The organism is Sulfitobacter donghicola DSW-25 = KCTC 12864 = JCM 14565, assembly GCF_000622405.1.
In the GTDB taxonomy this organism is placed as follows: Bacteria; Pseudomonadota; Alphaproteobacteria; order Rhodobacterales; family Rhodobacteraceae; genus Sulfitobacter; species Sulfitobacter donghicola.
In genome coordinates, this window is sequence record NZ_JASF01000005.1 from 1,903,348 (window position 1) to 1,927,491 (window position 24,144).

General features: G+C 54.2%; 26 protein-coding genes. 18 read left to right on the forward strand and 8 right to left on the reverse strand.

Annotated features, from left to right (window positions below; genetic code table 11):
- Positions 1 to 11: 11 nt before the first annotated feature.
- Together Z948_RS0110355 and Z948_RS0110360 are read right to left on the reverse strand one after the other, a co-directional pair.
- Positions 12 to 560 carry a ricin-type beta-trefoil lectin domain protein gene (locus tag Z948_RS0110355; protein WP_025059496.1) on the reverse strand — a complete coding sequence of 183 codons (549 nt, stop codon included), beginning with the start codon at positions 558 to 560 and terminating at the stop codon, positions 12 to 14.
- 48 nt (positions 561 to 608) lie between these two features.
- The gene (locus Z948_RS0110360) at positions 609 to 1,340 is read right to left on the reverse strand and encodes a DUF1499 domain-containing protein (protein WP_025059497.1); all 732 of its coding nucleotides are present in this window, start codon (positions 1,338 to 1,340) and stop codon (positions 609 to 611) included.
- Between the two features lie 78 nt (positions 1,341 to 1,418).
- On the opposite strand from Z948_RS0110360, the gene Z948_RS18460 reads away from it, so the two are divergent.
- The 4 genes from Z948_RS18460 (at position 1,419) to Z948_RS0110380 (ending at position 4,427) form a co-directional block, all read left to right on the forward strand.
- Complete coding sequence (locus tag Z948_RS18460) at positions 1,419 to 2,006, forward strand: TetR/AcrR family transcriptional regulator (RefSeq protein ID WP_025059498.1); 588 nt, start codon at positions 1,419 to 1,421, stop codon at positions 2,004 to 2,006.
- Positions 2,007 to 2,200: 194 nt separating this feature from the next.
- Positions 2,201 to 2,905: an ABC transporter permease gene (locus Z948_RS0110370; RefSeq protein ID WP_025059499.1), complete on the forward strand. Its 705-nt coding sequence runs from the start codon at positions 2,201 to 2,203 to the stop codon at positions 2,903 to 2,905.
- Positions 2,902 to 3,615 carry an ATP-binding cassette domain-containing protein gene (locus tag Z948_RS0110375; protein ID WP_025059500.1) on the forward strand — a complete coding sequence of 238 codons (714 nt, stop codon included), beginning with the start codon at positions 2,902 to 2,904 and terminating at the stop codon, positions 3,613 to 3,615. The genes Z948_RS0110370 and Z948_RS0110375 overlap by 4 nt, the downstream gene beginning before the upstream one ends.
- The gene (locus tag Z948_RS0110380) at positions 3,612 to 4,427 is read left to right on the forward strand and encodes an ABC transporter substrate-binding protein (protein ID WP_025059501.1); all 816 of its coding nucleotides are present in this window, start codon (positions 3,612 to 3,614) and stop codon (positions 4,425 to 4,427) included. The genes Z948_RS0110375 and Z948_RS0110380 overlap by 4 nt, the downstream gene beginning before the upstream one ends.
- Positions 4,428 to 4,429: 2 nt before the next feature.
- Here the strand turns inward: Z948_RS0110380 and Z948_RS0110385 are convergent, their stop codons facing one another.
- The 5 genes from Z948_RS0110385 to Z948_RS0110405 all read right to left on the reverse strand — a co-directional run bounded on the left by Z948_RS0110385 (position 4,430) and on the right by Z948_RS0110405 (position 8,920).
- Positions 4,430 to 4,915 carry a DUF6505 family protein gene (locus Z948_RS0110385; protein ID WP_025059502.1) on the reverse strand — a complete coding sequence of 162 codons (486 nt, stop codon included), beginning with the start codon at positions 4,913 to 4,915 and terminating at the stop codon, positions 4,430 to 4,432.
- Complete coding sequence (locus tag Z948_RS0110390; RefSeq protein WP_025059503.1) at positions 4,912 to 5,625, reverse strand: biotin/lipoate--protein ligase family protein; 714 nt, start codon at positions 5,623 to 5,625, stop codon at positions 4,912 to 4,914. Before Z948_RS0110390 ends, Z948_RS0110385 begins: the two co-directional genes overlap by 4 nt.
- The gene (locus tag Z948_RS0110395) at positions 5,622 to 6,689 is read right to left on the reverse strand and encodes an Mrp/NBP35 family ATP-binding protein (RefSeq protein WP_025059504.1); all 1,068 of its coding nucleotides are present in this window, start codon (positions 6,687 to 6,689) and stop codon (positions 5,622 to 5,624) included. Before Z948_RS0110395 ends, Z948_RS0110390 begins: the two co-directional genes overlap by 4 nt.
- Before the next feature lie 3 nt (positions 6,690 to 6,692).
- On the reverse strand, positions 6,693 to 6,884 hold the full coding sequence (locus Z948_RS0110400) for a DUF6494 family protein (protein ID WP_025059505.1): 192 nt from the start codon (positions 6,882 to 6,884) through the stop codon (positions 6,693 to 6,695).
- Positions 6,885 to 6,970: 86 nt separating this feature from the next.
- Positions 6,971 to 8,920 (reverse strand): 4Fe-4S binding protein, encoded by a 1,950-nt coding sequence (locus tag Z948_RS0110405; RefSeq protein WP_025059506.1) that lies wholly within the window; start codon positions 8,918 to 8,920, stop codon positions 6,971 to 6,973.
- A 340-nt stretch (positions 8,921 to 9,260) separates the two neighbouring features.
- Here Z948_RS0110405 and Z948_RS0110410 point away from each other — a divergent pair, with 340 nt between their 5' ends.
- From Z948_RS0110410 to Z948_RS0110450, 9 genes are all read left to right on the forward strand, one after another.
- Entirely contained in the window at positions 9,261 to 9,830 is a 570-nt protein-coding gene (locus Z948_RS0110410) for a DUF3305 domain-containing protein (RefSeq protein WP_245604571.1), read from the forward strand.
- Positions 9,827 to 10,462 carry a DUF3306 domain-containing protein gene (locus Z948_RS0110415; protein WP_025059508.1) on the forward strand — a complete coding sequence of 212 codons (636 nt, stop codon included), beginning with the start codon at positions 9,827 to 9,829 and terminating at the stop codon, positions 10,460 to 10,462. Before Z948_RS0110410 ends, Z948_RS0110415 begins: the two co-directional genes overlap by 4 nt.
- Positions 10,459 to 11,064, forward strand: coding sequence for a TorD/DmsD family molecular chaperone (locus Z948_RS0110420; protein WP_025059509.1), 606 nt, complete (start codon positions 10,459 to 10,461; stop codon positions 11,062 to 11,064). Before Z948_RS0110415 ends, Z948_RS0110420 begins: the two co-directional genes overlap by 4 nt.
- A gap of 54 nt (positions 11,065 to 11,118) precedes the next feature.
- The gene (locus Z948_RS0110425) at positions 11,119 to 11,307 is read left to right on the forward strand and encodes a twin-arginine translocation signal domain-containing protein (protein WP_025059510.1); all 189 of its coding nucleotides are present in this window, start codon (positions 11,119 to 11,121) and stop codon (positions 11,305 to 11,307) included.
- A 158-nt stretch (positions 11,308 to 11,465) separates the two neighbouring features.
- The gene (locus tag Z948_RS0110430) at positions 11,466 to 14,360 is read left to right on the forward strand and encodes a formate dehydrogenase subunit alpha (protein WP_025059511.1); all 2,895 of its coding nucleotides are present in this window, start codon (positions 11,466 to 11,468) and stop codon (positions 14,358 to 14,360) included.
- Positions 14,361 to 14,372: 12 nt separating this feature from the next.
- The gene (gene fdh3B / locus Z948_RS0110435) at positions 14,373 to 14,966 is read left to right on the forward strand and encodes a formate dehydrogenase FDH3 subunit beta (RefSeq protein WP_025059512.1); all 594 of its coding nucleotides are present in this window, start codon (positions 14,373 to 14,375) and stop codon (positions 14,964 to 14,966) included.
- Positions 14,967 to 15,084: 118 nt separating this feature from the next.
- Positions 15,085 to 16,293, forward strand: a complete 1,209-nt coding sequence (locus Z948_RS0110440; protein ID WP_025059513.1) for a formate dehydrogenase subunit gamma — start codon at positions 15,085 to 15,087, stop codon at positions 16,291 to 16,293.
- Positions 16,294 to 16,347: 54 nt separating this feature from the next.
- Positions 16,348 to 16,473 (forward strand): hypothetical protein, encoded by a 126-nt coding sequence (locus Z948_RS19270; protein ID WP_255209616.1) that lies wholly within the window; start codon positions 16,348 to 16,350, stop codon positions 16,471 to 16,473.
- A gap of 3 nt (positions 16,474 to 16,476) precedes the next feature.
- On the forward strand, positions 16,477 to 17,817 hold the full coding sequence (locus tag Z948_RS0110450; RefSeq protein ID WP_025059514.1) for a sigma-54-dependent transcriptional regulator: 1,341 nt from the start codon (positions 16,477 to 16,479) through the stop codon (positions 17,815 to 17,817).
- A 21-nt stretch (positions 17,818 to 17,838) separates the two neighbouring features.
- On the opposite strand, the gene Z948_RS0110455 is transcribed toward Z948_RS0110450, so the two are convergent.
- Positions 17,839 to 19,809: a sensor histidine kinase gene (locus tag Z948_RS0110455; protein WP_025059515.1), complete on the reverse strand. Its 1,971-nt coding sequence runs from the start codon at positions 19,807 to 19,809 to the stop codon at positions 17,839 to 17,841.
- Between the two features lie 344 nt (positions 19,810 to 20,153).
- Between Z948_RS0110455 and rpsM the strand changes: the two genes are divergently transcribed.
- From rpsM to Z948_RS0110480, 5 genes are all read left to right on the forward strand, one after another.
- Positions 20,154 to 20,522, forward strand: coding sequence for a 30S ribosomal protein S13 (gene rpsM / locus Z948_RS0110460; protein WP_025059516.1), 369 nt, complete (start codon positions 20,154 to 20,156; stop codon positions 20,520 to 20,522).
- Between the two features lie 15 nt (positions 20,523 to 20,537).
- Positions 20,538 to 20,927: a 30S ribosomal protein S11 gene (gene rpsK / locus Z948_RS0110465; RefSeq protein WP_025059517.1), complete on the forward strand. Its 390-nt coding sequence runs from the start codon at positions 20,538 to 20,540 to the stop codon at positions 20,925 to 20,927.
- 116 nt (positions 20,928 to 21,043) lie between these two features.
- On the forward strand, positions 21,044 to 22,060 hold the full coding sequence (locus Z948_RS0110470) for a DNA-directed RNA polymerase subunit alpha (protein WP_025059518.1): 1,017 nt from the start codon (positions 21,044 to 21,046) through the stop codon (positions 22,058 to 22,060).
- Positions 22,061 to 22,220: 160 nt separating this feature from the next.
- Positions 22,221 to 22,637: a 50S ribosomal protein L17 gene (gene rplQ, locus Z948_RS0110475; RefSeq protein WP_025059519.1), complete on the forward strand. Its 417-nt coding sequence runs from the start codon at positions 22,221 to 22,223 to the stop codon at positions 22,635 to 22,637.
- Positions 22,638 to 22,767: 130 nt separating this feature from the next.
- Positions 22,768 to 24,144: a trypsin-like peptidase domain-containing protein gene (locus tag Z948_RS0110480; protein ID WP_025059520.1), complete on the forward strand. Its 1,377-nt coding sequence runs from the start codon at positions 22,768 to 22,770 to the stop codon at positions 24,142 to 24,144.

Consider the following 24,144-nt stretch of genomic DNA (forward strand, 5'->3'; position numbering starts at 1 on the left):
GCCTTTTGGGATTATTTAGAGTAGTCTTTGATGACCCATTGTTTGAAGCTGGGCTCTAGCGTGTCACAGGCCGCAGCAATCAGATCGCGTGACTGGTAGGGGCCCGCATCGTCAATTACCGCGTTCACTGTCAGGCATTGTGTTGCGTCCGACGCGAGGTGGATTTCCATGCTAGCTTCGTCATAGGTGAAATGCTGGGCCGGATCAGCGGCATCGCATGCGATCAGACCAAAGGGATTGATCGGGTTTTCGGGGTCATTATGGGCCAAACAAATGTCGGCGTAGGTGGCCGATTCAATCATGCCTGTTTCAGCCGAAAAGGCGAACAGAACATCGTCGCCGTTTGGCTTGCACGAATGCGCCTGCGCCAGATCAGTCAGCTCGCGCCCGTCGGTGTCAATGCACCAGCCCAGCTTGGCCTCTTCGTCCAGATTGTCAGCAAGGTGGATGATTGGCCCTACGGTTTTGATCTGTGGCGCTTCGGCAAAGGATGCCTGCGGCAAGGCCGCTGCAATTGTAGCGGCCATCACAGTGGCGCTGAATGTGGTTTTAATCGTCATGGTTTTGGTCCTTGTCGTTTGCGGTCCGATGGGGTGAATTTCACCGCTTCAGACACCTTCGTTGAACTGTTTTTGAAACAGCCGAATGCGCGCAGCGTTCACCCCTTGATCACTGCGACCAATGCGGGAAACGCTTCTCATGTCGACGCGGCTTCCTGTTGCTGTGGAGGATACAACAACAACCACATCATCGGCAAAGTAAAACACCGATGTGCGCGCTGTGGCCTCAAAGCGGTGGGCGTCTGTGTCGGCGGCGATAATGTCCCAGCCCATGTCTTGGGCAACCGTTAGTGCACGTTGATAGGCGGCATCGGCGGTCAGCTCTGTTTCAAGAGGGCCGATATCGGGGTAGGCGGCTGTTTGCGCAGCGGCTTGTTCTGCGCCGCCATAGGCCAGCGGGTTGCGTGCGCCTGCGCGGGTTTCATCCAGCACCAAAAATGCGGGCGGATTGACCGTATCCGTCGAGATATTGTGAATCGGCGCGGCACGCGGTTTCGGATTTACGATGTTTGAGATCATCGGCACCAAGCAGATCACGCCAAAAATCATGGCAACGCCACCCAAGGCGGCCTTGGGTTTTTCGCTGCGGTGCAAATGAATGACCAGAGCAAATAGGCCAACGCCCGTGATGATCATTGCTAATGGGTTAAAGTAGCTGCGATAAAAACCAAACCCCGTTACCGGCTGCCAGATTTCAAATCGCGCGCCCAGCAATACCAGGGCCATGCCGATTGCTGAACCGATAGCCAGCACAATTGCAATTGTTCCTGTATGTTTCATTTTCTTTTCTAACCTTGGCTTGCGTGTTTCAATTTTGCTTGTTATGCAAACTTTGCAGACTGTGCAAGGAATAAAAACGTGACATCCCCGCTTAGGCAAAGACGACGATTAGAAACGGCGCGCTCAATTCAAAGGGCGACGTTGGATTTGGCGGTGCAAAAAGGACTGGATGAGGTGACGACCGAAGAGATCGCCATCGCCGCAGGTGTCAGCACAAGAACCTTCTTCAACTATTACCCCAACAAGGAAGCCGCAGCGATCGGACATCCGCCCAGCTTTTCTGAGCAAGGGAAAGACGCGTTGCACGCTGGTACGGGGCCTTTGCCCGCGGATATTAAACGGCTTTTGGATGAGCATATTAGCGTCTTGGAGCAGGATGATGCGATTATGCAGGTCATCGGAGCCATTCTGAAAACGAATGAAAAGGCGCGCGGTATTTTGGTGGGCTTCCTAATGGCGGATTGTGAAAGGCTGGCCGAGACTATGAACAGCCGTGTGAAGGATCGCCATGTCGCAGATGCGCTCGCCAGTCACGCAACCGAGGCAATCGGAAGAGCGATCCGCCTATGGGAACGCGATGGAACAATCTCTTTGGCCGAGGCGCTGGACGTTGTTTGGGATGGGTTGCAACGGGCTTCGCAGCTTTTGGCGGTACCGGCTGATTGACCGCGAAATTTTGCGCGCATCACGGCGTGCGGTCATATTGTCCAAAAGGTTAAGGGCTCTCGCAAGAGACGGGACAATTTGCCTTTTGGGCGAAAAATACTTCGCAAACGGGTTGGAAATTGACCGATTTGCTACTGCAAGAGGCTGACTTCCAATTTAAACTCGCCACAGATTTTCTAGGAATAGGCAGAGGCATGAATGATCTGTGGGCAGGCATGTTGCAGGCGTTTTGGATGGTGGTGGGTTTAGACCCAGAACTGGCCGAAATTACACTGCGCTCGCTACAGGTAACCCTCATTGCGCTGGTTTTGGGATCGTCTATTGCCTTGCCTCTTGCTGCGCTATTAGCGGTGCGCCGGTTTCGATGGCGCCGGACCGTGATTGCTATCCTGAATGCTTTGATGGGCTTGCCGCCTGTGGTGGTCGGGTTGGTTGTTTATGTCCTGCTGTCGCGATCCGGACCGTTTGGGATACTGGGGCTGCTTTTTACGCCAACGGCGATGATCATTGCTCAGGTCATTATTATTGTGCCGCTCATTGCTAGCATTGCCCATCAATCGCTGCGCGACTTGTGGTCTGAATATCATGATCTGTTGATTTCGATGAACGTGTCACAAATGCAGAAAATGCGGACCTTGCTGTGGGATGCACGGCGGTCCTTGCTCACGGCGTCTTTGGCGGGATTTGGCCGCGCAATTGGCGAGGTCGGCGCGATTATGATTGTGGGGGGGAACATCGATCATGCAACACGGGTTTTGACCACTGCAATTGCGCTTGAGACAGGCAAGGGGGACTTTGCATTGGCGCTGGCATTGGGGTTCATTCTGATCGCTTTGGCAATCGGGGTAAACCTGACCATTCATTGGCTGAGCAAGACCGAGCGGGAGGGACGCTGGTGAGCGATCTATTTCCCCTAACCGTGAGCGGGGCCCAGACAGCGCGGCGCGGCAAGGTTCTGGTCGGGCCTATTGATCTGGAGCTCGGCGGGAGCGGCACAACCGTTGTAATGGGCCCGAATGGGTCTGGCAAAACCACGCTGTTGCGCATGCTGCACGGCACAGCGCGGCTGACACGCGGCTCGATTGATTGGGCCTGTGGTTATCACGAAGCGCGCCAGCAACAGGGGTTTGTCTTTCAACAACCAGTTATGCTGCGGCGCTCGGTTCTGGAAAACATTGCCTATCCGCTGCGCATCAGGGGCATTGGCAAAGCCATAGCTTATGAGCAGGCGGCAGAATGGGGCGGCCGCGTCGGGCTAACCAATCTGCTAGAGCGTTCAGCGACCGCTTTGTCGGGCGGTGAAAAGCAAAAGCTTGCTTTGGCGCGGGCGATGATCACCAAACCCAAAGTTCTGTTTCTGGATGAGCCTTCTGCGGCTCTGGATGGGCGTGCCACGCGAGAAATCGAGGATATTTTGCAAGATGCACGGCAGGCGGGCACACGTTTGATCCTGTCGACGCATGACATCGGACAGGCAAAACGCCTTGCTGATGATATCCTCTTTTTGCTGCACGGTCTGTTGCATGAGCAAACCGCAGCTGCCGCGTTTTTTGACGCCCCGCAAACCCCTCAAGCGCGGTCATTTTTGAACGGAGATATCGTAGAATGAAGCTTAAGAAATTAGCCGGCCTATTGGCCACATGTTTTGCTGTTTTGGGAACGACGGCCACTGCAAGTGACGAGATGAAAATGGCGGTAACGACCTCGTTTTATAACTCGGGGTTAGCGGATGTTTTGCTGCCTGAGATTGCCCAAGATCTAGACATTGAATTGCAGCTTTTGGTTGTTGGCACAGGACAGGCGATCAAACTGGGCCAAGCAGGGGATGTCGATGCGATCCTTGTGCATTCGCGCGCCGCTGAAGAGGCGTTTGTTTCACAAGGGTACGGCACACACCGCCGTGAGATCATGTATAATGATTTCGTCATCATCGGACCAAAAGATGACCCAGCAGGGATCGAGGCAGCAAAAACTGCGACGATGGCCCTTAAGGCGATTGAAAAGGAAAAGGCTCTTTTTGTCAGCAGGGGGGACGATAGTGGCACCCATAAGAAAGAGCTAAAGCTATGGTCTGATGCCGATTTGAAGGTCGATGCATTCGGCGCATGGTACCGCGCTGTTGGCGCGGGGATGGGGGCTGCTCTCAATACGGCGACTGGGATGGATGCCTATATTCTATCAGATCGCGCCAGTTGGTTGAATTTTGCCAACAAAGGGGATCGCAAATTGCTATTTGCGGGCGATCCCGTGCTGTTTAACCAATACGCTTTCTTGCCCGTGAACCCAGAACGCCATGCCCATGTTAAAACCGCGCTGAGCGAAAAATTGGAAGCGTGGCTGACCTCTGACAAGGCGGCAGAGCTTATCAATGGGTATCAGATCGGCGGCGAGACATTGTTTACGTTCAATGCCGTGCCATAGCCCTATTCGTATTCGTCAACAGAGCCATGAATTGCGAATTGCTCTATTCCAGCATTTTGTGGCTCGATCAGACGATAGGCTTCTTTGACACCCGATGGGGTTAGTTCGCGCGCCACCGTGAGCAGGAAATTAGGCGTGTGATCTTCGCAAAGATCGGCCATGTGGTTCAGCTCTTCAATCGCGGTAGGGCGCGCTGCCTCAACGGATGGCGCGCCGTAATAGGTGACGAAATGCTGGGCCAACAGCTCTGTCAGCGTTTCCATTTCCGCAGGTTCAATTTGCGTCACAGCCACAAAAGTGACGCGGCCGCCGGTTTCCAGACCAAACCAGCCATTCGCAAAGGCCTGCCGCGCTTTTCCAGTCAGATCGCCTTCGGTCCAGTTGGAAAATTCGAACCCTCCGGAAATACACCATTCACCCGTGCGCGCAGGAATATGAAAGACCCGCTGGTCGCTTTCGTCGAAATGAATTGCCCGTGCAAGTTTCATAAAGTTGTCTCCAAAAGCGTTGTAAGCGGAACAAGTTCCGTTTTGTCCCCATCGCGCAGCAACATGCCAAAGCGCTCATCGACCCCCAAGAATGTGCCAGTCAGGCCGTTTTGCTGGGTGTCTTCACCAATACCATGCGCCAAGGCGCGCCATTCATCATGTAACACCTTTGTGCCTGCACTCTCCCAACGGTCAACCCAGTTGAGCGTATGGCGCGCAAAAGCTTCCAGCAAAGTTGGGGCTTTCACGTCTATGCAGCCCTCAGCATAAAGCGTGGTTTGATCCGGTGTGTCCCCTTCGGCATCATCGCCTTCAGGCCAAAGAGGCAGGGTAAACCCAACGACCAGCCAATTGGGGATCGCCGTCGGATCGGTATCACTGGCGGCAACCCGAAAACGCCCACAGGTTGCGCCATTGATACGTATCTGGCCATCCCACGTGAGATGTACGGCAACCTCTGGCGGGGCCAATGCACCCAATGCGTTTTGAAATCCAACCGCACAAAGCGGCAGCATAGCCATAGCCTCTGCCAGCGGCACTTCGGGGGCAAAGACAACGGCCACCTCAAGGGTGTTCGCCCGCAGATTATGGGCGATCAGGCCCGCATCGCACCCTTGGATGGCACGTAAACAAGCGTGTTCAAATGCCGCGCCGATCGCAGCTTCTTCCCACAAAAGCGGTGGCAGGCTTAGATCGGGTGTGGTGTTCATGCGAGCCCTTCAGCGATCAGTTTCTTGGCGACCGTTGCAAAAGCATCAGCTTGGCTGGAATCTGGTTGGCTTACAACAATCGGTGCGCCCCCGTCAGCAGCTAATCGAATATCCAGATGCAAAGGAATTTCCGCCAGCAGCGGGATGCCCAGCTTGTCTGCTTCGGCTGCAACGCCGCCATGACCAAAGACATGTTCCTCGTGGCCACAGGCCGAGCAAATATGGGTGGACATGTTCTCGATCATACCAACTAAGGGTACGTTTAATTGCTGGAACATGTCGATCCCTTTGCGCGCATCAAGCAGGGCAACATCTTGGGGGGTGGATACCACAATTGCGCCGTCCACTTTGGCCTTTTGGCTCAGGGTCATCTGCACATCCCCAGTGCCGGGTGGCAGATCAACCAGCAGCACATCCAATGCGCCCCATTGAACCTGCGTAATCATCTGCTGCAAGGCCCCCATCAACATCGGGCCACGCCAAACAACCGCTTGGTCATCATTGGTCATCAGGCCGATCGACATCATCGTGACACCATGATTGCGCATGGGTAGGATGATTTTCCCATCTGGGCTGGCCGGCCGCCCTGACACCCCCATCATGCGGGGTTGGGAGGGGCCGTACATATCCGCGTCCAGCAACCCGACGCGACGGCCTTGTGCCGCCAATGCACAGGCAAGGTTTGCCGAGACCGTAGATTTCCCAACGCCACCTTTCCCCGATGCAATCGCGATGATTTTCTCAATACCGGGAATTTTTTGCGGGCCAGCAGGCTCTGCCGATTTTTGCGGCTTCAGCTGCGGCGGCGCGGGCTGCTCTGAATGGCCCGTCAGGACAATAGAGACCGATTTGACGCCCTCTAGGGCGGCGAGTTTGGTTTCCGCCTCCGCTTTCACCGCCTCATATGCTGTTGCAGCACTTGGGGCGATTTCCATAACGAACCGCACCGTGCCGTCTGTTTGGACGTTCAAGGCACGCATGACACCAGCCGAGACAATATCGCCTTCGCTGACAATGTCAGGGATGGATTTCAGGATATCCAGAACTGCTTCGCGATCTAGCAATGTTCAGTCCTGACCTTTGATGTCACCTGAAACCTCGTGGGTCAGGCCAAGTTCTTCGATGGTGATGGTCGCGCGGGCCCGAAAGGTTTTGCCGCTGGTATCCTGATCACGCATGGCTTGTTCGATGGCTTGCTGGGACGTAACGCCCACCTGCTTGAGGAATTTGCGCATCGACATGTTGAAGTCTTCTGACATTTGGTTCTCCGGTAAAAGTTTACGCTCTGGCTTGGGGGCGGTCTGGGCCGCAAGCTTGCGTATGTTTGATGGGCTGTTGTGGGATATTAATGATCGCGCCGTTTGCTGAAATAGTCGTCAGAAGTGCGCACAGCGGGGCGTTTTGCACCCTGAAAAGGATTGTCCTGTGCGTGGTACTGGACGTTCACGCGGCAATTGTCGCACATCTGAATCATGCGCAATTTGTCTGGGTCAGAGAACATCGCGTGGCTGCTTAGCTTTTCGGTAATGCGCTCAATCGTTGATTTAACACCAAATAATTCGCCGCATTCGACACAGCCAAAGGGCTCTTCCTCGTTTAGCACGGCTTGGCCTAACGCTGCATCTGTCAGGTTCAAACGTGGCTCATAACCGATTGCGTCTTCTGGGCAAACACTGGCGCATAGGCCGCATTGCAGGCAGGCGTCTTCTTGAAAGCGAAGCTGTGGTTGATCAGGATTATCCAGCAACGCGCCAGAGGGGCACAGCGATACGCATGACAGGCACAGGGTGCAGTTGTCCTGATTAATCAATACCGCGCCATAGGGAGCGCCTTCGGGAAGGGGCAGCACATCCGTTTGGGGGTGCAGGGCCCGCGCTGACTGGCGTGTAATCTGGCGGCGTGTGCCCATCGGGCGCACAGGTGTTTGGATTGGGGTTGGTACATCCGCATCAAATAGTGCATCTGACAGGGCGTCAGGGTCGGCCACATCCAAAACCGACAGTTTTTCAGATCCCGCAAGCGCCACAGCCAAAGCGACCTGCGCGTTCAATGGGTCAAGGTCAGTCGTCGGGCCAGCCAAGATCGCAACATTTGCAAATCCGGCGGCTAGGGCGGCGATTGCTTCGGCATGACCAAACGCATTGAGCGAGGAGATTTCCAGCGGGATCACGTCAGCCGGCAGGCCGCGACCATGCCGCGCAGCAAGCGCGATCATCTCGGAACCATGGGCATTTACCACCAATAGACGCGGCGCGTGGCCGCCTGCATCGATATAGGTTTTTGCCAGCGTTTGTATTCTGCGAAAAACGGTATCCACAGCGGGGGCGTCATAGCTGATCGCCCCCGACGGGCAGACCGCCGAACAGGCACCGCACCCAGCACAAATCATCGGATCCACAGTGATATGTTCACCATCTGAAATGATCGCCCCAGTCGGGCATAAATCTAAACATCTGGTGCAGCCGCTTTGTTCTGCGCGCGAATGGGCGCACAGCATGCTATCCGTCGTCACATAGAGAGGCTTTTCGAACGTGCCAATCAAATGCGACGCCGCGAGGGTCACTGCCGCAACTGCAGGGGCGTGGGTTGGATCTGCCCGCAAATACCCTTCGCGTTTTTCTGGGGCGGGGAAAAGAGGCGTCTCGCCGCGCAGATCAATCAGGATATCACACTGCGAAATCCCGCCATCGCGCGGATCGGTCAGTTCGAAGGAACCACGGCCCCCGATTTCAACCAATTGTAGCGCATCAATAACCACCTCAAACTGCCCCAATGCGCCAGACGCGCGGCGCAATTTGCCAACGATAACGTCGAAATCGCGTGTGTCGGGTACGGCCTGCGCATCTTCAATCAGCACAGTGACACCCAGATAATCCTTTAGGCTTTCGGCGGCTTGCAGCGCCACATCAGCCTTGCCGACGATCAGACACAACCCTTCTGATACAACGTCTACGGATTTGCCTGGGCTCACGGGGAGAAGCGCCTCGGCTGCGAGGGCGGACATTTTGGGTATCAAATCACCCTCATCAGCGGTCCATCCAGCCCGATCGCGCAGATCAAAGGTCGGGGCGGGTGCGACACCTAACTCATCGGCCAAGGCCTCAAAGCGGCGGCTTTCTTGGGTGCAGCAAAAAATGGCATCGCCCTGTGTTAGGGCCTCTGCGGCGAGGTTGATTTGGGTTGTGCACAGCGCCGAGCAGGGTGTTTGCACCTGTAAACCCGTAGCGCGTGACATTGCCTCCGCGTCGATGGGCTGGCTGCCAATACAATCACATGTTATCAGTCGTTTAGACACAGAATCTTCCTCCCAAAACGCGCATTTTTGCAGCAGAAAAACCGCGTGAACGCCGCCCAGCTTAGACCCGATTCGGAGTGCGCGGCAACCAGCATTGTTGAAGAGAACAGGGATCTGATTCGCTCAATGCGTCCGTTTTAGGGTGGGGTGATTCGCCAAAAAACGGGCCGCCCTTTTTCCGACTATTTTGCTCAAGGTAGACAAGTTGTCCTTGGCTCTTTTGGGGCGGATGGGTGCCGCCCCAAATTGTCCAGATGCCCCACTGAATACGGTTGTATGCAATTCTTCGCTTTGTTCCGCCGTCCGCTTGGCGCAGGTTAAGTGACGCTAGGGAGGCTGGATGATACACAATCCAAAAATGTACCAAACGATACCGGTCGGTGTTGTGCTTCGGCGCACGCCGGGTGTGACGCGTTGGGCTTCCTTTGCTTGGACCGCGAGCGGCATTTTGATTGGCGCAGGTGATGCCAATTGGCGCGAGCTGCGCCGCGAAGGGGACGCCGTCGAATTTCATGCAGCAACCTTGACGCTGGAACTGCACGGCGCCGAGACCGAGGCCTATTTGCATGGGTTATCCACGCAAGTCCCAAGCGTTTATGTAATCATGCGCAAAAGCGAAAATGCTGAAACGCCTCTAGAGGTTTTGCTTGTCACGGCCTCCCCCTATGAGGCGCAAGATTACACAGATAGCGGCGAGGAACTTGTTGAGAAGGTGCCGATGCCTGCGGGCCTCATTGCTTGGGTGCGCGACTTTGTCGAAGCGTTCCACCAAGAAGAGGTCTTTGTGAAACGCAAACGTGACCGCAAGCGGATCGACCAAAAAGAAGACGGGATCGGTGATGGCCGTATCGCGCAATTAGGAGACGTCTACCGCTCTCCAAGCTCGGCCCGAAAGGAGCGCTTGCAATGAGCGACTTTTGGAGCAAACGCAAAGCCGCAGTAGAGGCCGAGGCCGACGCCGAGCTAAAAGCTGCGCATGAAGCCACTCTTGAGGCTTCGAATGCCGAAAAGACCGACGAAGAAGTTCTGGAGGAACTGGGTTTGCCTGATCCAGACGACATGCAAGAGGGCGATGATTTCTCCGCCTTCATGAGCGATGTCGTCCCAGCGCGGTTGAAAACACGTGCCTTGCGCAAATTGTGGCGGTTGAATCCGGTTTTGGCCAATGTGGATGGCCTTGTCGATTACGGCGAAGATTTCACAGACGCCGCCATGGTCATAGAGAACATGCAAACCACCTATCAGGTGGGCAAGGGCATGATGGAACACGTCAAAGAAATGGCACGACAAGCTTTGGAAAAAGAAGAAGAGGCCTTGCAGGCGTCTGATGAGGGTCTGGATCAGGAAGACCCCGCGCCAGAGCCAGAGCCAGAGCTGGTTGCTGAGGCCCCACAGGAACAGATCGCAAGCAGCGCGTTTGTTGGCGATGAGGCCCAGCCAGAGCAAGAAAAGAATGATGAAACCGGCATTTCGCCAGAGCATGCACCAGAGGTTCCTCGCCACCGGATGCAGTTTTATTTCGAGGATCAACACACAGGATGAACAACGCGTTGAAAACTGAAATCGCCGAGGAAGATCGCCTGCGCGCTGATCTGTATAATTTCTTGGGTGTCCTTCTTTCGGGTCCACCTGATGACAATATGCTGGCCATGACCGCTGGTTTGTCTGGCGACGACAGCCCGCTGGGCAGCGCCACAACGACGCTGGCCAAAATGGCAAAGCTCTCAAAAGCCAAGGCAGTCACCAGTGAATACAACAAATTATTCATTGGCTTGGGACGTGGCGAATTGCTGCCCTATGCCAGCTACTATTTGACGGGGTTTCTAAACGAAAAACCCTTGGCGCGGCTGCGCGATGACATGGTCGCGCGCGGGTTAGAGCGGGCAGATTCAGTTTTTGAACCCGAAGACAACATCGCAAGCCTGATGGAAATGATGGGCGCGATGATTGTCGGGCGGTTTGGCACCGCGGCAAGCCTTGAACAACAAAAGACGTTCTTCAACACGCATATCGCGCCATGGGCGGCCCATTTTTATTCAGATCTCGAAGGGGCAAAAAATTCGGTTTTCTATGCGTCCGTAGCCACGGTTGGCCGTACGTTTATGGAGATAGAAAGCGAAGCCTTTCGGATGAGCGCGGGATAACCCCGCATTTCGAGCGGCGGGAAACCGTCGGAACCCACCTTAAAGGAGAGTGGAATGACCAGAAAAGAAGAGGGCGCCAGCCGCCGCGATTTTCTGAAAATGGCCGGAACAACGGGACCGCTTGCGGTTGCTGCTGTGGTGACCAACACAAGCGCGGCCCAAGCGGCCGAGCCTGACCTTTCGTCCGACAAGATGCAGGACACCCTGCATACGCGCGCCTATTTCGAAAGCGCCAAGTTCTGACGAAAACCCCCTTCGGGGAACCGCACCGCCCGGATTGCCGGTCGATGCTCGAATGGCCCAAAGCGACTGGTTGCGTGACGCCCGACTGCTGAAAGCCACAATTGAAGCCAAGCGAGCGAGGCCCATTAACGGCTAAGCGAGCAAGGGAGGACGACATTATGTTGAGGAAAAAGACCAACGGGGTTGCGCGACGCCCCCAGCGGACAAGTATCCTGTCAGAAGCTGCGAATGCTTCTGTAGATCGGCGTGCATTTCTGCGCGGATCCGGTCTGGCCATTGGCGGTTTGGCGGCTATTGCCGCAACAGGGGGCACGGTGCAACAAGCATCCGCAGCCACCGCAACTGCTGGTCTGGTTGAAACGGTAAAATCGGTTTGTACCCACTGTTCTGTTGGCTGCACAGTCATTGCAGAAGTTCAGAACGGTGTTTGGACAGGTCAGGAACCTGGCTGGGACAGCCCGTTTAACCTTGGTGCCCATTGCGCCAAAGGCGCGTCCGTGCGTGAACATGCGCATGGTGAACGCCGCCTGAAGTACCCTATGAAAAAAGTCGATGGCGAATGGGTGCGCATGAGCTGGGAAGATGCGATCAACGAGATCGGCGATGGCATGAATGCGATCCGCGATGAAAGCGGTCCGGATTCTGTGTATTGGCTGGGCTCGGCAAAGCACAACAATGAACAGGCCTATTTGTTCCGCAAGTTTGCTGCCTATTGGGGCACCAACAACGTAGACCACCAGGCGCGGATTTGTCACTCAACCACAGTTGCTGGCGTTGCCAACACTTGGGGTTACGGTGCGATGACCAACTCCTACAACGACATCCACAACTCCAAAGCGATCTTTATTATTGGTGGTAACCCAGCCGAAGCGCACCCTGTTTCGCTGTTACACCTGCTGAAAGCAAAGGAAGAAAACAACGCGCCAGTGATCGTTTGCGATCCACGCTTTACCCGTACAGCTGCACATGCAGATGAATATGTGCGGTTCCGCCCTGGCTCGGATGTTGCTCTTGTTTGGGGTATCTTGTGGCACATCTTTGAAAACGGTTGGGAAGACAAAGAGTTCATCCGCACCCGTGTTTGGGGCATGGAGCAAATCCGTGACGAAGTGAAAAAGTGGAACCCCGAAGAAGTTGAGCGCGTCACTGGCGCACCAGCAGAACAGCTGCGCCGCGTTGCCCGCACATTGGCAAACAACCGTCCAGGCACTGTGATCTGGTGTATGGGTGGTACGCAGCACACCACGGGTAACAACAACACACGTGCGTATTGCATCTTGCAACTTGCCCTTGGCAACATGGGTACATCTGGTGGCGGAACAAACATTTTCCGTGGCCACGATAACGTGCAAGGCGCGACCGACCTTGGTGTTCTTAGCCACACATTGCCGGGCTATTATGGCCTGTCAAAAGGCGCATGGGCACATTGGGGCCGTGTTTGGGAAGAAGACAGCGATTGGCTGGCTGGTCAGTTCCAAAAAACCACAGGTGCAGATGGCAAAGAGAAATCCTTGCAAAACCTCACGGGTATTCCTGTGTCGCGCTGGATTGACGGCGTATTGGAAGATCCTGAAAACACCGATCAGCCGGACAAAGTTCGCGCGATGGTTCTTTGGGGGCATGCGCCTAACTCTCAGACCCGTATGACGGAAATGAAAACGGCGATGGAAAAACTCGACATGCTTGTCGTGGTTGATCCATATCCAACGGTTTCCGCGGTTCTTCAGGATCGCACTGACGGTGTTTATCTGCTTCCGGCATGTACCCAGTTTGAAACGCGTGGTTCTGTCACGGCGTCAAACCGTTCGTTCCAGTGGCGTGATAAGGTGGTTGATCCTCTCTTTGAGAGCAAACCTGACCACGAAATCATTGCGCTATTCGCGGATAAATTCGGTTTTGCGGATCGTCTGTTGCGCAACATCGAAATGGATGACGAACACGTGCCAAACGTGGAAAGCATTACCCGCGAGTTCAACAAAGGTATGTGGACCATCGGTTACACGGGCCAAAGCCCTGAACGCATCAAGAAACACATGGCCAATCAACATACGTTTGACCGCACCACGCTTCGCGCGGTTGGCGGACCTGCGGATGGCGATTACTACGGTCTGCCATGGCCATCTTGGGGCACTGCCGAGATGAACCACCCCGGCACGCCAAACCTTTATGACATGTCAAAACGTGTCTCCGAAGGTGGCCTCACTTTCCGCGCCCGCTTTGGTGTTGAACGTGAAGGGGAAAACCTGTTGGCCGAAGGCGTTTACAGCAAGGATTCGGATATCCAGGACGGCTATCCCGAATTCACGATGCAAATGCTGATGGACCTTGGTTGGGACAGCGATTTAACGGACGAAGAACGCGCATCTATTGATGCCGTTGCAGGGCCCGAGACCAACTGGAAGACCGACCTGTCGGGCGGTATCCAGCGGGTTGCGATCGCGCATGAATGTGCGCCGTTTGGCAACGCCAAAGCGCGCGCAGTTGTCTGGACCTTCCCAGATCCTGTGCCAATTCACCGTGAGCCGCTGTATTCCAACCGCCGTGATCTTGTGGCTGATTATCCCACATACGAGGACCGCAAATTCTATCGTTTGCCGACCATGTATGCGTCGATTCAGAAACAGGACTTCAGCAAGGACTATCCGATCATCCTCACCTCTGGCCGTTTGGTCGAATATGAGGGCGGCGGAGACGAAACACGGTCAAATCCATGGCTGGCCGAATTGCAGCAAGACATGTTTATCGAAATCAACCCGCGGGATGCCAACAACCTTGGCGTGCGGGACGGCAAACAGGTCTGGGTCGAAGGGCCCGAAGGCGGCAAGGTCAAAGTTATGGCGATGGTTACCCCAAGGGTCGGTGAAGGCGTTGCCTTTATGCCGTTCCACTTTGGTGGTCATTTCCAAGGTGAAGACCGACGTAGCAAATATCCAGATGGCGCTGATCCATATGTGTTGGGCGAAAGCACAAACACGGCTCAGACCTATGGCTATGATTCAGTCACTCAGATGCAAGAGACGAAATCGACTCTTTGCAAAATCTGGTCAGCGTAAGGAGAAGAAACTATGGCAAGAGCGAAGTTCCTTTGCGACGCCGAGCGCTGCATTGAATGTAATGCCTGCGTAACCGCGTGTAAGAACGAACATGAAGTGCCTTGGGGCATCAACCGGAGACGGGTGGTGACCATTCAAGACGGAACACCGGGTGAACGCTCGATTTCCGTTGCTTGTATGCACTGTTCAGATGCGCCGTGTATGGCCGTTTGTCCGGTTGACTGCTTTTACCAAAACGAAGAAGGGGTTGTTCTACACTCCAAAGATCTTTGTATTGGGTGTGGTTATTGCTTTTATGCGTGCCCCTTTGGTGCGCCGCAATATCCACAAGCTGGCAACTTTGGCAGCCGTGGCAAGATGGACAAATGTACATTCTGCGCCGGTGGCCCAGAAGAGAACCATTCCACAGCCGAGTTCGCCAAATACGGTCGCAACCGTATCGCCGAAGGCAAATTGCCGATCTGTGCTGAAATGTGTTCAACCAAAGCACTTCTGGCGGGGGATGGCGACACAGTGTCTGCGATCTACCGCGAGCGTGTGGTTGCGCGCGGCTTTGGCTCTGGCGCTTGGGGCTGGGGTACAGCCTATGAGCAAAAAGGCGGCTAATCCCGTGCTTTCGTAACGCGCATCGTGGTGCGTGTTACGGTCTATTGAACGGCTGGGGCCGCTGGAAAACAGTGGCCCCATTCTTCCAAATTCGAAATTTAATACCGAGGGTTCTGCTATGTTCCGTCTACTTTCTGCTTTTGTCTTTTTCATTGCGCTGGCCCTGCCATCTTTTGCGCAAGAGGCAGGATCTACCGTGACCCCAGATCGCAGCGCGACGGGTGGCGCGCAGACTCTTGATGATATCTTGGCCCGCCAGCGCGGCGAAAGCATTGATGATAGCTTTCGGCGCGACGCAACCGGTGATCCGGATTCAGCTGCTGGTATTGCAGAGCAACTTGGAACCTTGGGCGGCGCATCTGATCCAGAGCTTTGGCGCGCCCTGCGGTTTGGTACTGCAGACATCACCGTTTCCACCGCAGATGAGCGCGGAAAAGTACTGGTGCAGGATGGCGGCATGTGGTGGCTTGAGTTCCGCGAAGGCCCTTTGACCTACTACGGTCTATGGCTGCTGGCAGGAACGCTGATCGCATTGGCGCTATTCTATATCCTGCGCGGTAAAATCCGCATCGATAGCGATCTAAAAGGGCGCACCATCGAACGGTTCAAGTTTATTGAGCGTATGGCGCATTGGACATTGGCAGGATCGTTTATTTTGCTGGGCCTTACGGGGCTGCTGGTCTTGATCGGGCGCAAATTTCTGGCACCAACATTTGGCCTAGAGGCAAATGCAACGGTGCTGATGTTCTCAAAATTCATCCACAATAACGTTTCATGGGCCTTCATGCTGTCGCTGATTATCGTGTTTGTCATGTGGGTTTGGCATAATATTCCGGATCGCACCGATCTGGTGTGGATCAAACAGGCTGGCGGCATTGTCGGGTCGAAACACCCGCCAGCGAAAAAGTTCAATTTTGGGCAAAAGATCATCTTTTGGTCGGTGATCGTGCTAGGCGGATCGGTGTCGGTCTCTGGGCTTTCGCTGTTGTTCCCCTATGAAATTACCCTGTTTGCCAAAACATTCGGCATTCTAAACGACATGGGGCTAACGGCGCTGTTCGGGTTTGATGCCTTGCCGACGCAACTTTCACCCCAAGAGGAAATGCAATATGGTCAGCTTTGGCATGCCATTGTAGCCTTTGTTATGATGTCCATCATTCTGGCCCATATTTATATTGGTTCTGTCGGCATGGAAGGTGCGTCTTCGGCCATGACAAGCGGCGAAGTGGATGAAGCCTGGGCCGAACAACACCATTCAATTTGGCTCGAAGAGGTGAAGGCAAAGCAAATGGCAGAGCAAAATAATTCGGCAACGCCTGCCGAGTGATCTGCCGCAACTAAATGCCCCAGTTTAGCGGGGTCGTACTGACAGGAGAGAATGATGAAAGCCATCATTGCAGGTGCCGTCGCGATTGTTGTAATCGCAATTGGCAGCAATTTCATTTTGGGTGGGATGGGTTTTTCCTCAAAAGAGGTTTACGCTGGCGATAACGTACGTCTGGACTGATCTGTGGAAACAAACACGACCTCTGACTATGGGCCGGCACTGGCTGGTGCATCGATTTTAATCGTCGATGATGAAGTCGGAATGCGTCACTTTCTTCAAAAGATATTGCTTCCTCGGGTAAAGCGCGTCGAATTGGCAGGCTCTGCTGCCGAGGCGACCAAACATCTGGATAATGCGCATTTTGATGTCGTGATCCTTGATAACCTCATGCCGGGGAAAACCGGTTTGAACTGGGTCAAAGAGCAACGGCAAATCGGTTTGTACGCTGATGTTATTATGATGACAGCCTATGCTGATTTGGAAACTGCGATCGCTGCCTTACGGGTCGGCATTAGCGATTTTATCCTCAAGCCGTTTCGCGCCAATCAAATCCTTAGTTCCGTTATGCGAACGCTGGACCGAAGCCATTTGCAACGTGACAATCATTTGTTGCGGCACGAATTATCTGCAGGGCGTGCAGGGGCCTTTTTGGGGCGCTCGGTTGTGTTTGAGGACGTGCGCAATATGTTGGCGCGGCTGGCACCTTTGCCGACATCAGTTCTTTTTACTGGCGAAAGCGGCACGGGCAAGGAAATCGCCGCGCGTACCTTGCACAGCCTATCCAGCCGGAGCGACAAGCCGTTTGTCGCGGTGAATTGCGCGGCCTTTGCGCCGGATAAAATCATGCAACAACTGTTCGGAGAGCGCGACGGAGAAGGGAATAACCATCACGGCCTCTTGTTCTTGGCGGATGGCGGAACCTTGTTTTTAGACGAGGTCGCGCAAATGCCGGATGCGCTGCAAACTGCCTTGCTTAGGGTGCTCGATGATCAGCGTGTGCGCCCTGTTGGGTCTGAACGTGAAATCCCACTGGATTTGCGTTTGTTGTTTGCCACCAATGCCAATCTGGAAGAAGCGGTCGCAAAAGGAACGTTTCGCGCTGATCTGTATCACCGGATGAATGTCGTTAACGTTCATATGCCAAAACTGTCGGATCGCAGCGAAGATATCGTCGAACTGGCGGCGCATTTTATGCAGCAACTCAGTAAAGAGCTGGGTATGGTCCCGTTGGAACTGGATGCAGGAACGCTGCTGAAAATGCGGCGATACGACTGGCCGGGGAATGTCCGTGAAATGCGCAACCTTATTGAGCGCTCTGTTATTCTGGGTGAATTCCCGCCAGAGTTTGCAGGGGACGGTGATAAGGTTACGGGCGAGGCCGCCACAGAAAGCCTTGATCTGGTCATGCAGCGGCACATCCTTCACATTCTGGATCAAAGTGACGGCAATCGCGCAGAGGCAGCCCGCCGTTTGGGCGTATCCCGTAAAACGATTGACCGTAAATGCGCGGCATGGGGTTTTTAGAAACCTGCGCGGTGCAATAGCCTATTGCGTGTCAACATTCTGGTTGTTTGCGGCGGGTAGCCAGACACGAAATTCGGCGCCCCCCTCTGGCAGGTTTTGCGCAGATATGATCCCGCCCGCACGTTGAATGATGGTTTGGCTAATGGACAAGCCAAGGCCCGTCCCAACACCCCGTTTGGTGGTAAAGAAGGGATCAAATACCTTGCCGATCAGGTCGGCCGGGATCCCTGGTCCATTGTCGCGAACGATCAGGCATGCGCCTGATTGCCCCTCATAATCGTGATTTTCTACGGTAAGGGTCACGATCCCGTCGATCGGTACGGCCTGCGCGGCGTTGATGATAAGGTTTACGATAACCTGTTGCAGCTCGCCCCGATCAATGTGGATGTCCGATGTTTGACCGATTTGGGTTTGGACCTGAATGTTCTTTACGTTCAACTCATGGGCAACAAGCAGCAAACAATCTGACAAAACCGTTTCCAGAGAGAGGCTCGATTTATCTCCTGAAAAGTCGCTGGGGCGCGCAAATTGAAGCAGCTTGCCCACAATCGCGGTGATCCGTGTGACTTGGCGGTCAATCAACGTCAGCTCGGCTTGTACCGTTTCAGTTGAAGGCCCCAGCGTGTCACGCATGACATCAACATTGCCTTGGATGACAGCAATCGGATTGTTTATTTCATGGGCCACACCTGCGGTAATCTCACCAATCGCAGCAAGCTTTTCTGACATCACAAGCTGCTGCGTCGCTTTTTCAAGTTTCGTGTTGGCATCGCGCAATTCAGAGGTTCGCCGATCAACACGGTTGTTCAATTGATCGGCCCAATCGCGCAGCTCTTTGTCGCGGTCCTGCACTTGCTCCAGCAATGAATCCAAATGCGCCGCGACCTGACCAATCTCACCGACCGCAGCAAGATTTCCGTTCCGCGCTGATAGATCGCCACTCTCGACGCGTTGCATGATTTTGGTCATGGCCTCCAACGGCGAGAAAATGCTTTTGGCCAAGCTCAGAAACAGCGGAACCGATATGAACAAGACGCCAATGAAGGCGGCCAGCATCCATAGAATTGCGTCTCTCTTGGCGGCCGTAAACGGCTCTTCTAGGAACCCGACATACAGCATCCCAACACGGGCATCAAAACTGTCACGGATCGGCAGATAACCCGAAACGTACCAGTCATTCACCACAAACGCAGGGGCAAGCCATGTTGTCCCTTTTTCAAGAACCGTGTGGCGCACATCGGCCGAAACCCGTGTTCCCAAAGCACGGATGTCTTCGAACAGGCGCACATTTGTCGAGACACGAACATCTTCCAGAAACAAGGTGGCGGTTCCCTGACCTGAGCCGCCAGTCACAGCGTTTAGATAGACAAGATCATTGATCGTATCGATAAAGCTCAAGTTGCGGTTTAACAAAATGCCGCCAACAACCACGCCCTTTTGATGTTCTAGGGTTACGGGGCTTGCGGAATGTACAATCATACCACGCCCCTCAGTTGTGCGGCTGGTTGGCACTGCCGCTTCGGTCGCGATCAGATCGATACTGGCCCGTTTGGCAAGCCCTAGGTCTATTCTCCTAAGGTCCTCTGGCGTGAATATATCAATCGCGGTGGAAGGGTTGCCCTGAATTGCGGATTTGATCACTGGCCAATGAACGTCATCCGCATCCTTTTGGGCAGGCTGAAAATATAAAAAATCCATCCCCAGCTCCACCCGTTTACGTTCCAGATAAGACAGCCGCGCTGAGAGGGGTTGGGTCAATACATGTGCAAAATCCTCAGCGTCAGCGACGCTGCTTAGGTCTTTGCCAGTCGAAACCATGATGCGGGATAGGTATTGCTCGGCAACACGCAGGTCGCTTTCGACTTTTGAAATCAACAGTTTGTCGTATTCCGCTGTCCAGCGGGAAAACCCCAAAAGCAACAATAGCGGCATCAGCAACGTCAAAGGCAAAAGCGCCATGAGCAAAAGTCTGAAACGAACGGATGTTTTCATGGCCACAGCTTAGTTGATGATTGTCAGGCAGGTAAAGCAGCCATATCTTGAAAGGCGTTGCTGCACTGGCTAAACGCCGTGTCATGGTGTGTTTCGCCCTGTTTGTTCGCTGCTGAATTCGGCTTTGGCAAGAATACTCGCCTTGCGTGAATGTTTTGCGGGTCATAGGGGTTGACCCATCTGGCTATCCCTCCTAAACAGCGCCGTTCCCTAACGGAACAGGACCGAGTCGCTCTTGGTTCGACCACCTCGATATGACTTAGGCGCGGTACTTTTTAGTCCGCGCTTACGTTGTGAAAAAAGGGTCTGGAATGACGGACCCGCAACGAAAAGGAATTGCACACGTGGCACGTATTGCCGGCGTAAATATCCCGACTGCAAAGCGGGTTCCAATCGCCCTCACATATATCACCGGTATCGGCACAACTTCCGCAGAGAAAATCTGTGAAGCAGTAGGCATCGAAATGACGCGCCGCGTCAACGAGCTGTCCGACACCGAAGTTGTTAAAATTCGCGAACACATCGACGAAAACTACACCGTCGAAGGTGACTTGCGTCGCGACACACAGATGAACATCAAACGTTTGATGGATCTGGGTTGCTACCGTGGCCTGCGCCACCGTCGTAACTTGCCTGTACGCGGCCAGCGTACACACACAAACGCTCGCACACGCAAAGGCCCTGCAAAGGCCATTGCCGGTAAGAAGAAATAAGGGAGGGCATAGATAATGGCACGCGAAGCAAAACGCACCAAAAAGAAGGTCTCCAAGAACATCGCCGCAGGTGTGGCGCATGTGAACTCTTCTTTCAACAACACAAAAATCCTCATCTCGGATGTACAGGGCAACGCGATTTCGTGGTCCTCCGCAGGTACCATGGGCTTCAAAGGGTCGCGTAAATCGACACCTTATGCTGCTCAGATGGCTGCCGAAGATGCAGGCAAAAAAGCACAAGATCACGGCGTAAAAACGCTGGAAGTCGAAGTGCAGGGACCTGGTTCCGGTCGTGAAAGCGCATTGCGCGCTCTGGCCGCTGCTGGTTTCAACATCACATCGATCCGTGACGTGACGCCAATGGCGCACAACGGCTGCCGCCCACCAAAGCGTCGCCGCGTTTAATCGATCTGCTTTCTACTTGGGTCCGTGTTATTTTACACGGACCCATTACGATTTTTTGAAACCTCGGGAGTTTGCCCCGGTTGGACATACGGGCGTAAACAGGAATGGAGGGACATATGATCCATAAAAATTGGGCCGAGCTCATCAAGCCAACACAGCTTGACGTAAAACCCGGCAATGATCCTGCACGTCAGGCTACCGTAATTGCAGAACCGCTTGAGCGTGGTTTTGGTCTTACGATGGGTAACGCGCTGCGTCGCGTTCTGATGAGCTCGCTTCAGGGCGCGGCGATCACATCCGTACAAATTGACAATGTTTTGCACGAATTCTCCAGCGTTGCTGGCGTTCGTGAAGACGTAACCGACATCATCTTGAACCTCAAAGGTGTCTCCATCCGCATGGAAGTCGAAGGGCCAAAGCGTCTGTCGATCTCCGCGAAAGGCCCTGGCGTTGTGACGGCTGGCGACATCAGCGAATCTGCTGGTATCGAAATCCTGAACCGCGATCACGTGATCTGCCACCTCGACGATGGTGCAGACATCTACATGGAGCTGATGGTTAACACTGGCAAAGGCTATGTGTCTGCGGACAAGAACAAGCCAGAAGACGCGCCAATCGGTCTGATCCCGATCGATGCGATCTACTCGCCTGTGAAAAAAGTAAGCTATGATGTTCAGCCGACCCGCGAAGGTCAGGTTCTGGATTATGACAAGCTGACCATGAAAGTCGAAACCGACGGCTCCCTGACACCTGACGATGCCGTGGCATTCGCTGCGCGTATCCTTCAGGACCAGCTGGGCATCTTCGTCAACTTCGACGAGCCTGAATCAGCATCCCGTCAGGACGACGACGATGGTCTCGAGTTCAACCCGCTTCTGCTCAAGAAAGTGGACGAGCTGGAACTGTCCGTACGTTCGGCAAACTGCCTAAAGAACGACAACATCGTTTACATCGGCGATCTGATCCAGAAAACCGAAGCAGAAATGCTGCGCACCCCGAACTTTGGCCGCAAATCTTTGAACGAGATCAAAGAAGTGTTGTCAGGCATGGGTCTGCACCTTGGCATGGACGTCGAAGACTGGCCACCGGACAACATCGAAGATCTGGCCAAGAAGTTCGAAGACAACTTCTAAAGCCAAAAGCATTCGTCCGGTGTACGGACGGTGTACAGGGGGTGCACAGTGTGTGCCCCCTGAAAATCGGGCAAAACGCCCCAAGGAGAGTTGACGCTACGCACGTCAGCCAGACAAAGCAAAACCGCTCGTAGAGAGCACCATATTTGGAGATAGAACTATGCGTCACGCACGTGGATACCGCCGTCTTAACCGCACACATGAGCACCGCAAGGCGCTCTGGGCCAACATGGCCGGCTCGCTGATCGAGCATGAGCAGATCAAGACAACCTTGCCAAAAGCAAAAGAATTGCGCCCGATCATCGAAAAGATGATCACACTCGCCAAACGTGGCGATCTGCACGCCCGCCGTCAGGCCCGCGCACGCCTTAAAGAAGACCAGTATGTCACAAAATTGTTCGACATCCTTGGGCCACGCTACAAAGACCGCCAAGGTGGTTACGTTCGTGTTCTGAAAGCGGGCTTCCGCTATGGTGACATGGCGCCAATGGCGATCATCGAATTTGTGGACCGCGACCGCGACGCCAAAGGCGCCGCAGACAAGGCCCGCGTTGCAGCTGAAGAAGCCGCAGAATAAAATTCCTCACATTTGTGAGCCGGAAAGCCCTGCCATTTGGCGGGGCTTTTTGTTTTGTCACACGGTGTTTTGTTGGTTGGATTGGATGCAACGGTTGCATGAACCGTTTCGGGCGCTCATATCTGAGGGTATGAAATATATTGTTTTGATCCTCACGCTGCTTGCCGCGCCTCTTAGCGCCCAGCAGGTTCCGCAATCCTCTGCTGAAATGCAGCTTAGCTTTGTGCCCGTTGTTAAACAGGCGGCCCCAGCTGTGGTAAACATCTATGCTAAGGTTGTGCGCGAAGTCCGTCGCACCCCCCTGCAATCGGATCCCTTTTTCGAACGCTTCTTTCGTGATCCACAGGAGGGTCGCAAACCGAGGGTGCAAAATTCATTAGGGTCTGGCGTGATCCTTTCAGCGGATGGCTTGGTGGTGAGCAACTATCACGTCGTGGGAATGGCGACAGATATTCGCGTTGTTTTGAATGATCGTCGCGAGTTTACAGCCAAGGTATTGTTAGGGGATGAAGCCAGCGATTTGGCGATCCTAAAGATAGATGCCCCCGATCCGCTGCCGTTTCTGGAATTGCGCCAAAGCGACAGCGTAGAAGTGGGCGAATTGGCTTTGGCCATCGGGAACCCTTTTGGTGTTGGCCAAACCGTAAGCAGCGGTATTGTGTCTGGCCTTGCGAGGTCCGGTGGCTCTGGCGGCCAAGGGCACGGCTATTTCATTCAAACCGATGCTCCTATTAATCCCGGGAATTCTGGCGGCGCTTTGGTTGATATGGCTGGGCGGTTGATAGGGGTGAATACGTCTATTTTGACCCGCTCTGGTGGCTCAAATGGGATTGGGTTTGCTATTCCAGCAGATTTGGTCGCCGAATTTGTCTCCCAGTCGGAAATGGGGCACTCTGATTTTGGTCGCCCTTGGGCGGGGATTAGCGGGCAGTCATTAGATGCGGATATGGCCGCGACCTTGGGGTTTGATCGCTCTGGCGGGATTATCATCTCGGGTCTGCATCCTGTTAGTCCGTTTCGACAGGCAGGTTTGACCGTTGGCGATGTGATCCTGAGTGTTGGCGGCCAGACGGTGAATACGCCATCTGAAATGATCTACCGAATGAGCGTAGCTGGCCTAGAAGCGAAAGCGGATGTCGTCTTTAGCAGGCAAGGAGAAGAGGCACATACACAGGTTGACCTTATTGCCGCCCCCGAAGAGCCTGCGCGCGATCAATACGAATTACCTGAACGAAGCCTGTTTCCGGGTTTGATTTTGACGCGAATTAACCCTGCGGTTTTGTCTGAATTGAACCTACCGCTAGAGGCTAAAGGCGTTGCTGTGGTTCAAACGGGCCCATATGCGGCGCGTGCGGGGTTGCGTGCTGGCGATGTTCTGTCTTCGATCAATGATGAAGTGCTTGATCACCCAGAGGCCGCGGCAGAGCTGCTTTCTGGGAAACAGCGCAGCATTTCGATGGTGGTTCAACGCGGAGACCGACGCATTTCCATGCGTTTCAGGGGGTAG

Bases quoted from the DNA above. Each gene is read 5' to 3' on its own strand.
- Z948_RS0110470 (WP_025059518.1), top strand. From the start codon at position 21,044: ATGATCCATAAAAATTGGGCCGAGCTCATCAAGCCAACACAGCTTGAC.
- Z948_RS0110370 (WP_025059499.1), top strand. From the start codon at position 2,201: ATGAATGATCTGTGGGCAGGCATGTTGCAGGCGTTTTGGATGGTGGTG.
- Z948_RS0110400 (WP_025059505.1), bottom strand. From the start codon at position 6,884: ATGTCAGAAGACTTCAACATGTCGATGCGCAAATTCCTCAAGCAGGTG.
- Z948_RS0110360 (WP_025059497.1), bottom strand. From the start codon at position 1,340: ATGAAACATACAGGAACAATTGCAATTGTGCTGGCTATCGGTTCAGCA.
- fdh3B (WP_025059512.1), top strand. From the start codon at position 14,373: ATGGCAAGAGCGAAGTTCCTTTGCGACGCCGAGCGCTGCATTGAATGT.
- Z948_RS0110380 (WP_025059501.1), top strand. From the start codon at position 3,612: ATGAAGCTTAAGAAATTAGCCGGCCTATTGGCCACATGTTTTGCTGTT.
- Z948_RS0110455 (WP_025059515.1), bottom strand. From the start codon at position 19,809: ATGAAAACATCCGTTCGTTTCAGACTTTTGCTCATGGCGCTTTTGCCT.
- Z948_RS0110420 (WP_025059509.1), top strand. From the start codon at position 10,459: ATGAACAACGCGTTGAAAACTGAAATCGCCGAGGAAGATCGCCTGCGC.
- Z948_RS0110425 (WP_025059510.1), top strand. From the start codon at position 11,119: ATGACCAGAAAAGAAGAGGGCGCCAGCCGCCGCGATTTTCTGAAAATG.
- Z948_RS0110430 (WP_025059511.1), top strand. From the start codon at position 11,466: ATGTTGAGGAAAAAGACCAACGGGGTTGCGCGACGCCCCCAGCGGACA.
- Z948_RS0110390 (WP_025059503.1), bottom strand. From the start codon at position 5,625: ATGAACACCACACCCGATCTAAGCCTGCCACCGCTTTTGTGGGAAGAA.
- Z948_RS0110385 (WP_025059502.1), bottom strand. From the start codon at position 4,915: ATGAAACTTGCACGGGCAATTCATTTCGACGAAAGCGACCAGCGGGTC.
- Z948_RS0110440 (WP_025059513.1), top strand. From the start codon at position 15,085: ATGTTCCGTCTACTTTCTGCTTTTGTCTTTTTCATTGCGCTGGCCCTG.
- rplQ (WP_025059519.1), top strand. From the start codon at position 22,221: ATGCGTCACGCACGTGGATACCGCCGTCTTAACCGCACACATGAGCAC.
- Z948_RS0110355 (WP_025059496.1), bottom strand. From the start codon at position 560: ATGACGATTAAAACCACATTCAGCGCCACTGTGATGGCCGCTACAATT.
- Z948_RS0110410 (WP_245604571.1), top strand. From the start codon at position 9,261: ATGATACACAATCCAAAAATGTACCAAACGATACCGGTCGGTGTTGTG.
- Z948_RS19270 (WP_255209616.1), top strand. From the start codon at position 16,348: ATGAAAGCCATCATTGCAGGTGCCGTCGCGATTGTTGTAATCGCAATT.
- Z948_RS0110480 (WP_025059520.1), top strand. From the start codon at position 22,768: ATGAAATATATTGTTTTGATCCTCACGCTGCTTGCCGCGCCTCTTAGC.
- Z948_RS0110415 (WP_025059508.1), top strand. From the start codon at position 9,827: ATGAGCGACTTTTGGAGCAAACGCAAAGCCGCAGTAGAGGCCGAGGCC.
- rpsK (WP_025059517.1), top strand. From the start codon at position 20,538: ATGGCACGCGAAGCAAAACGCACCAAAAAGAAGGTCTCCAAGAACATC.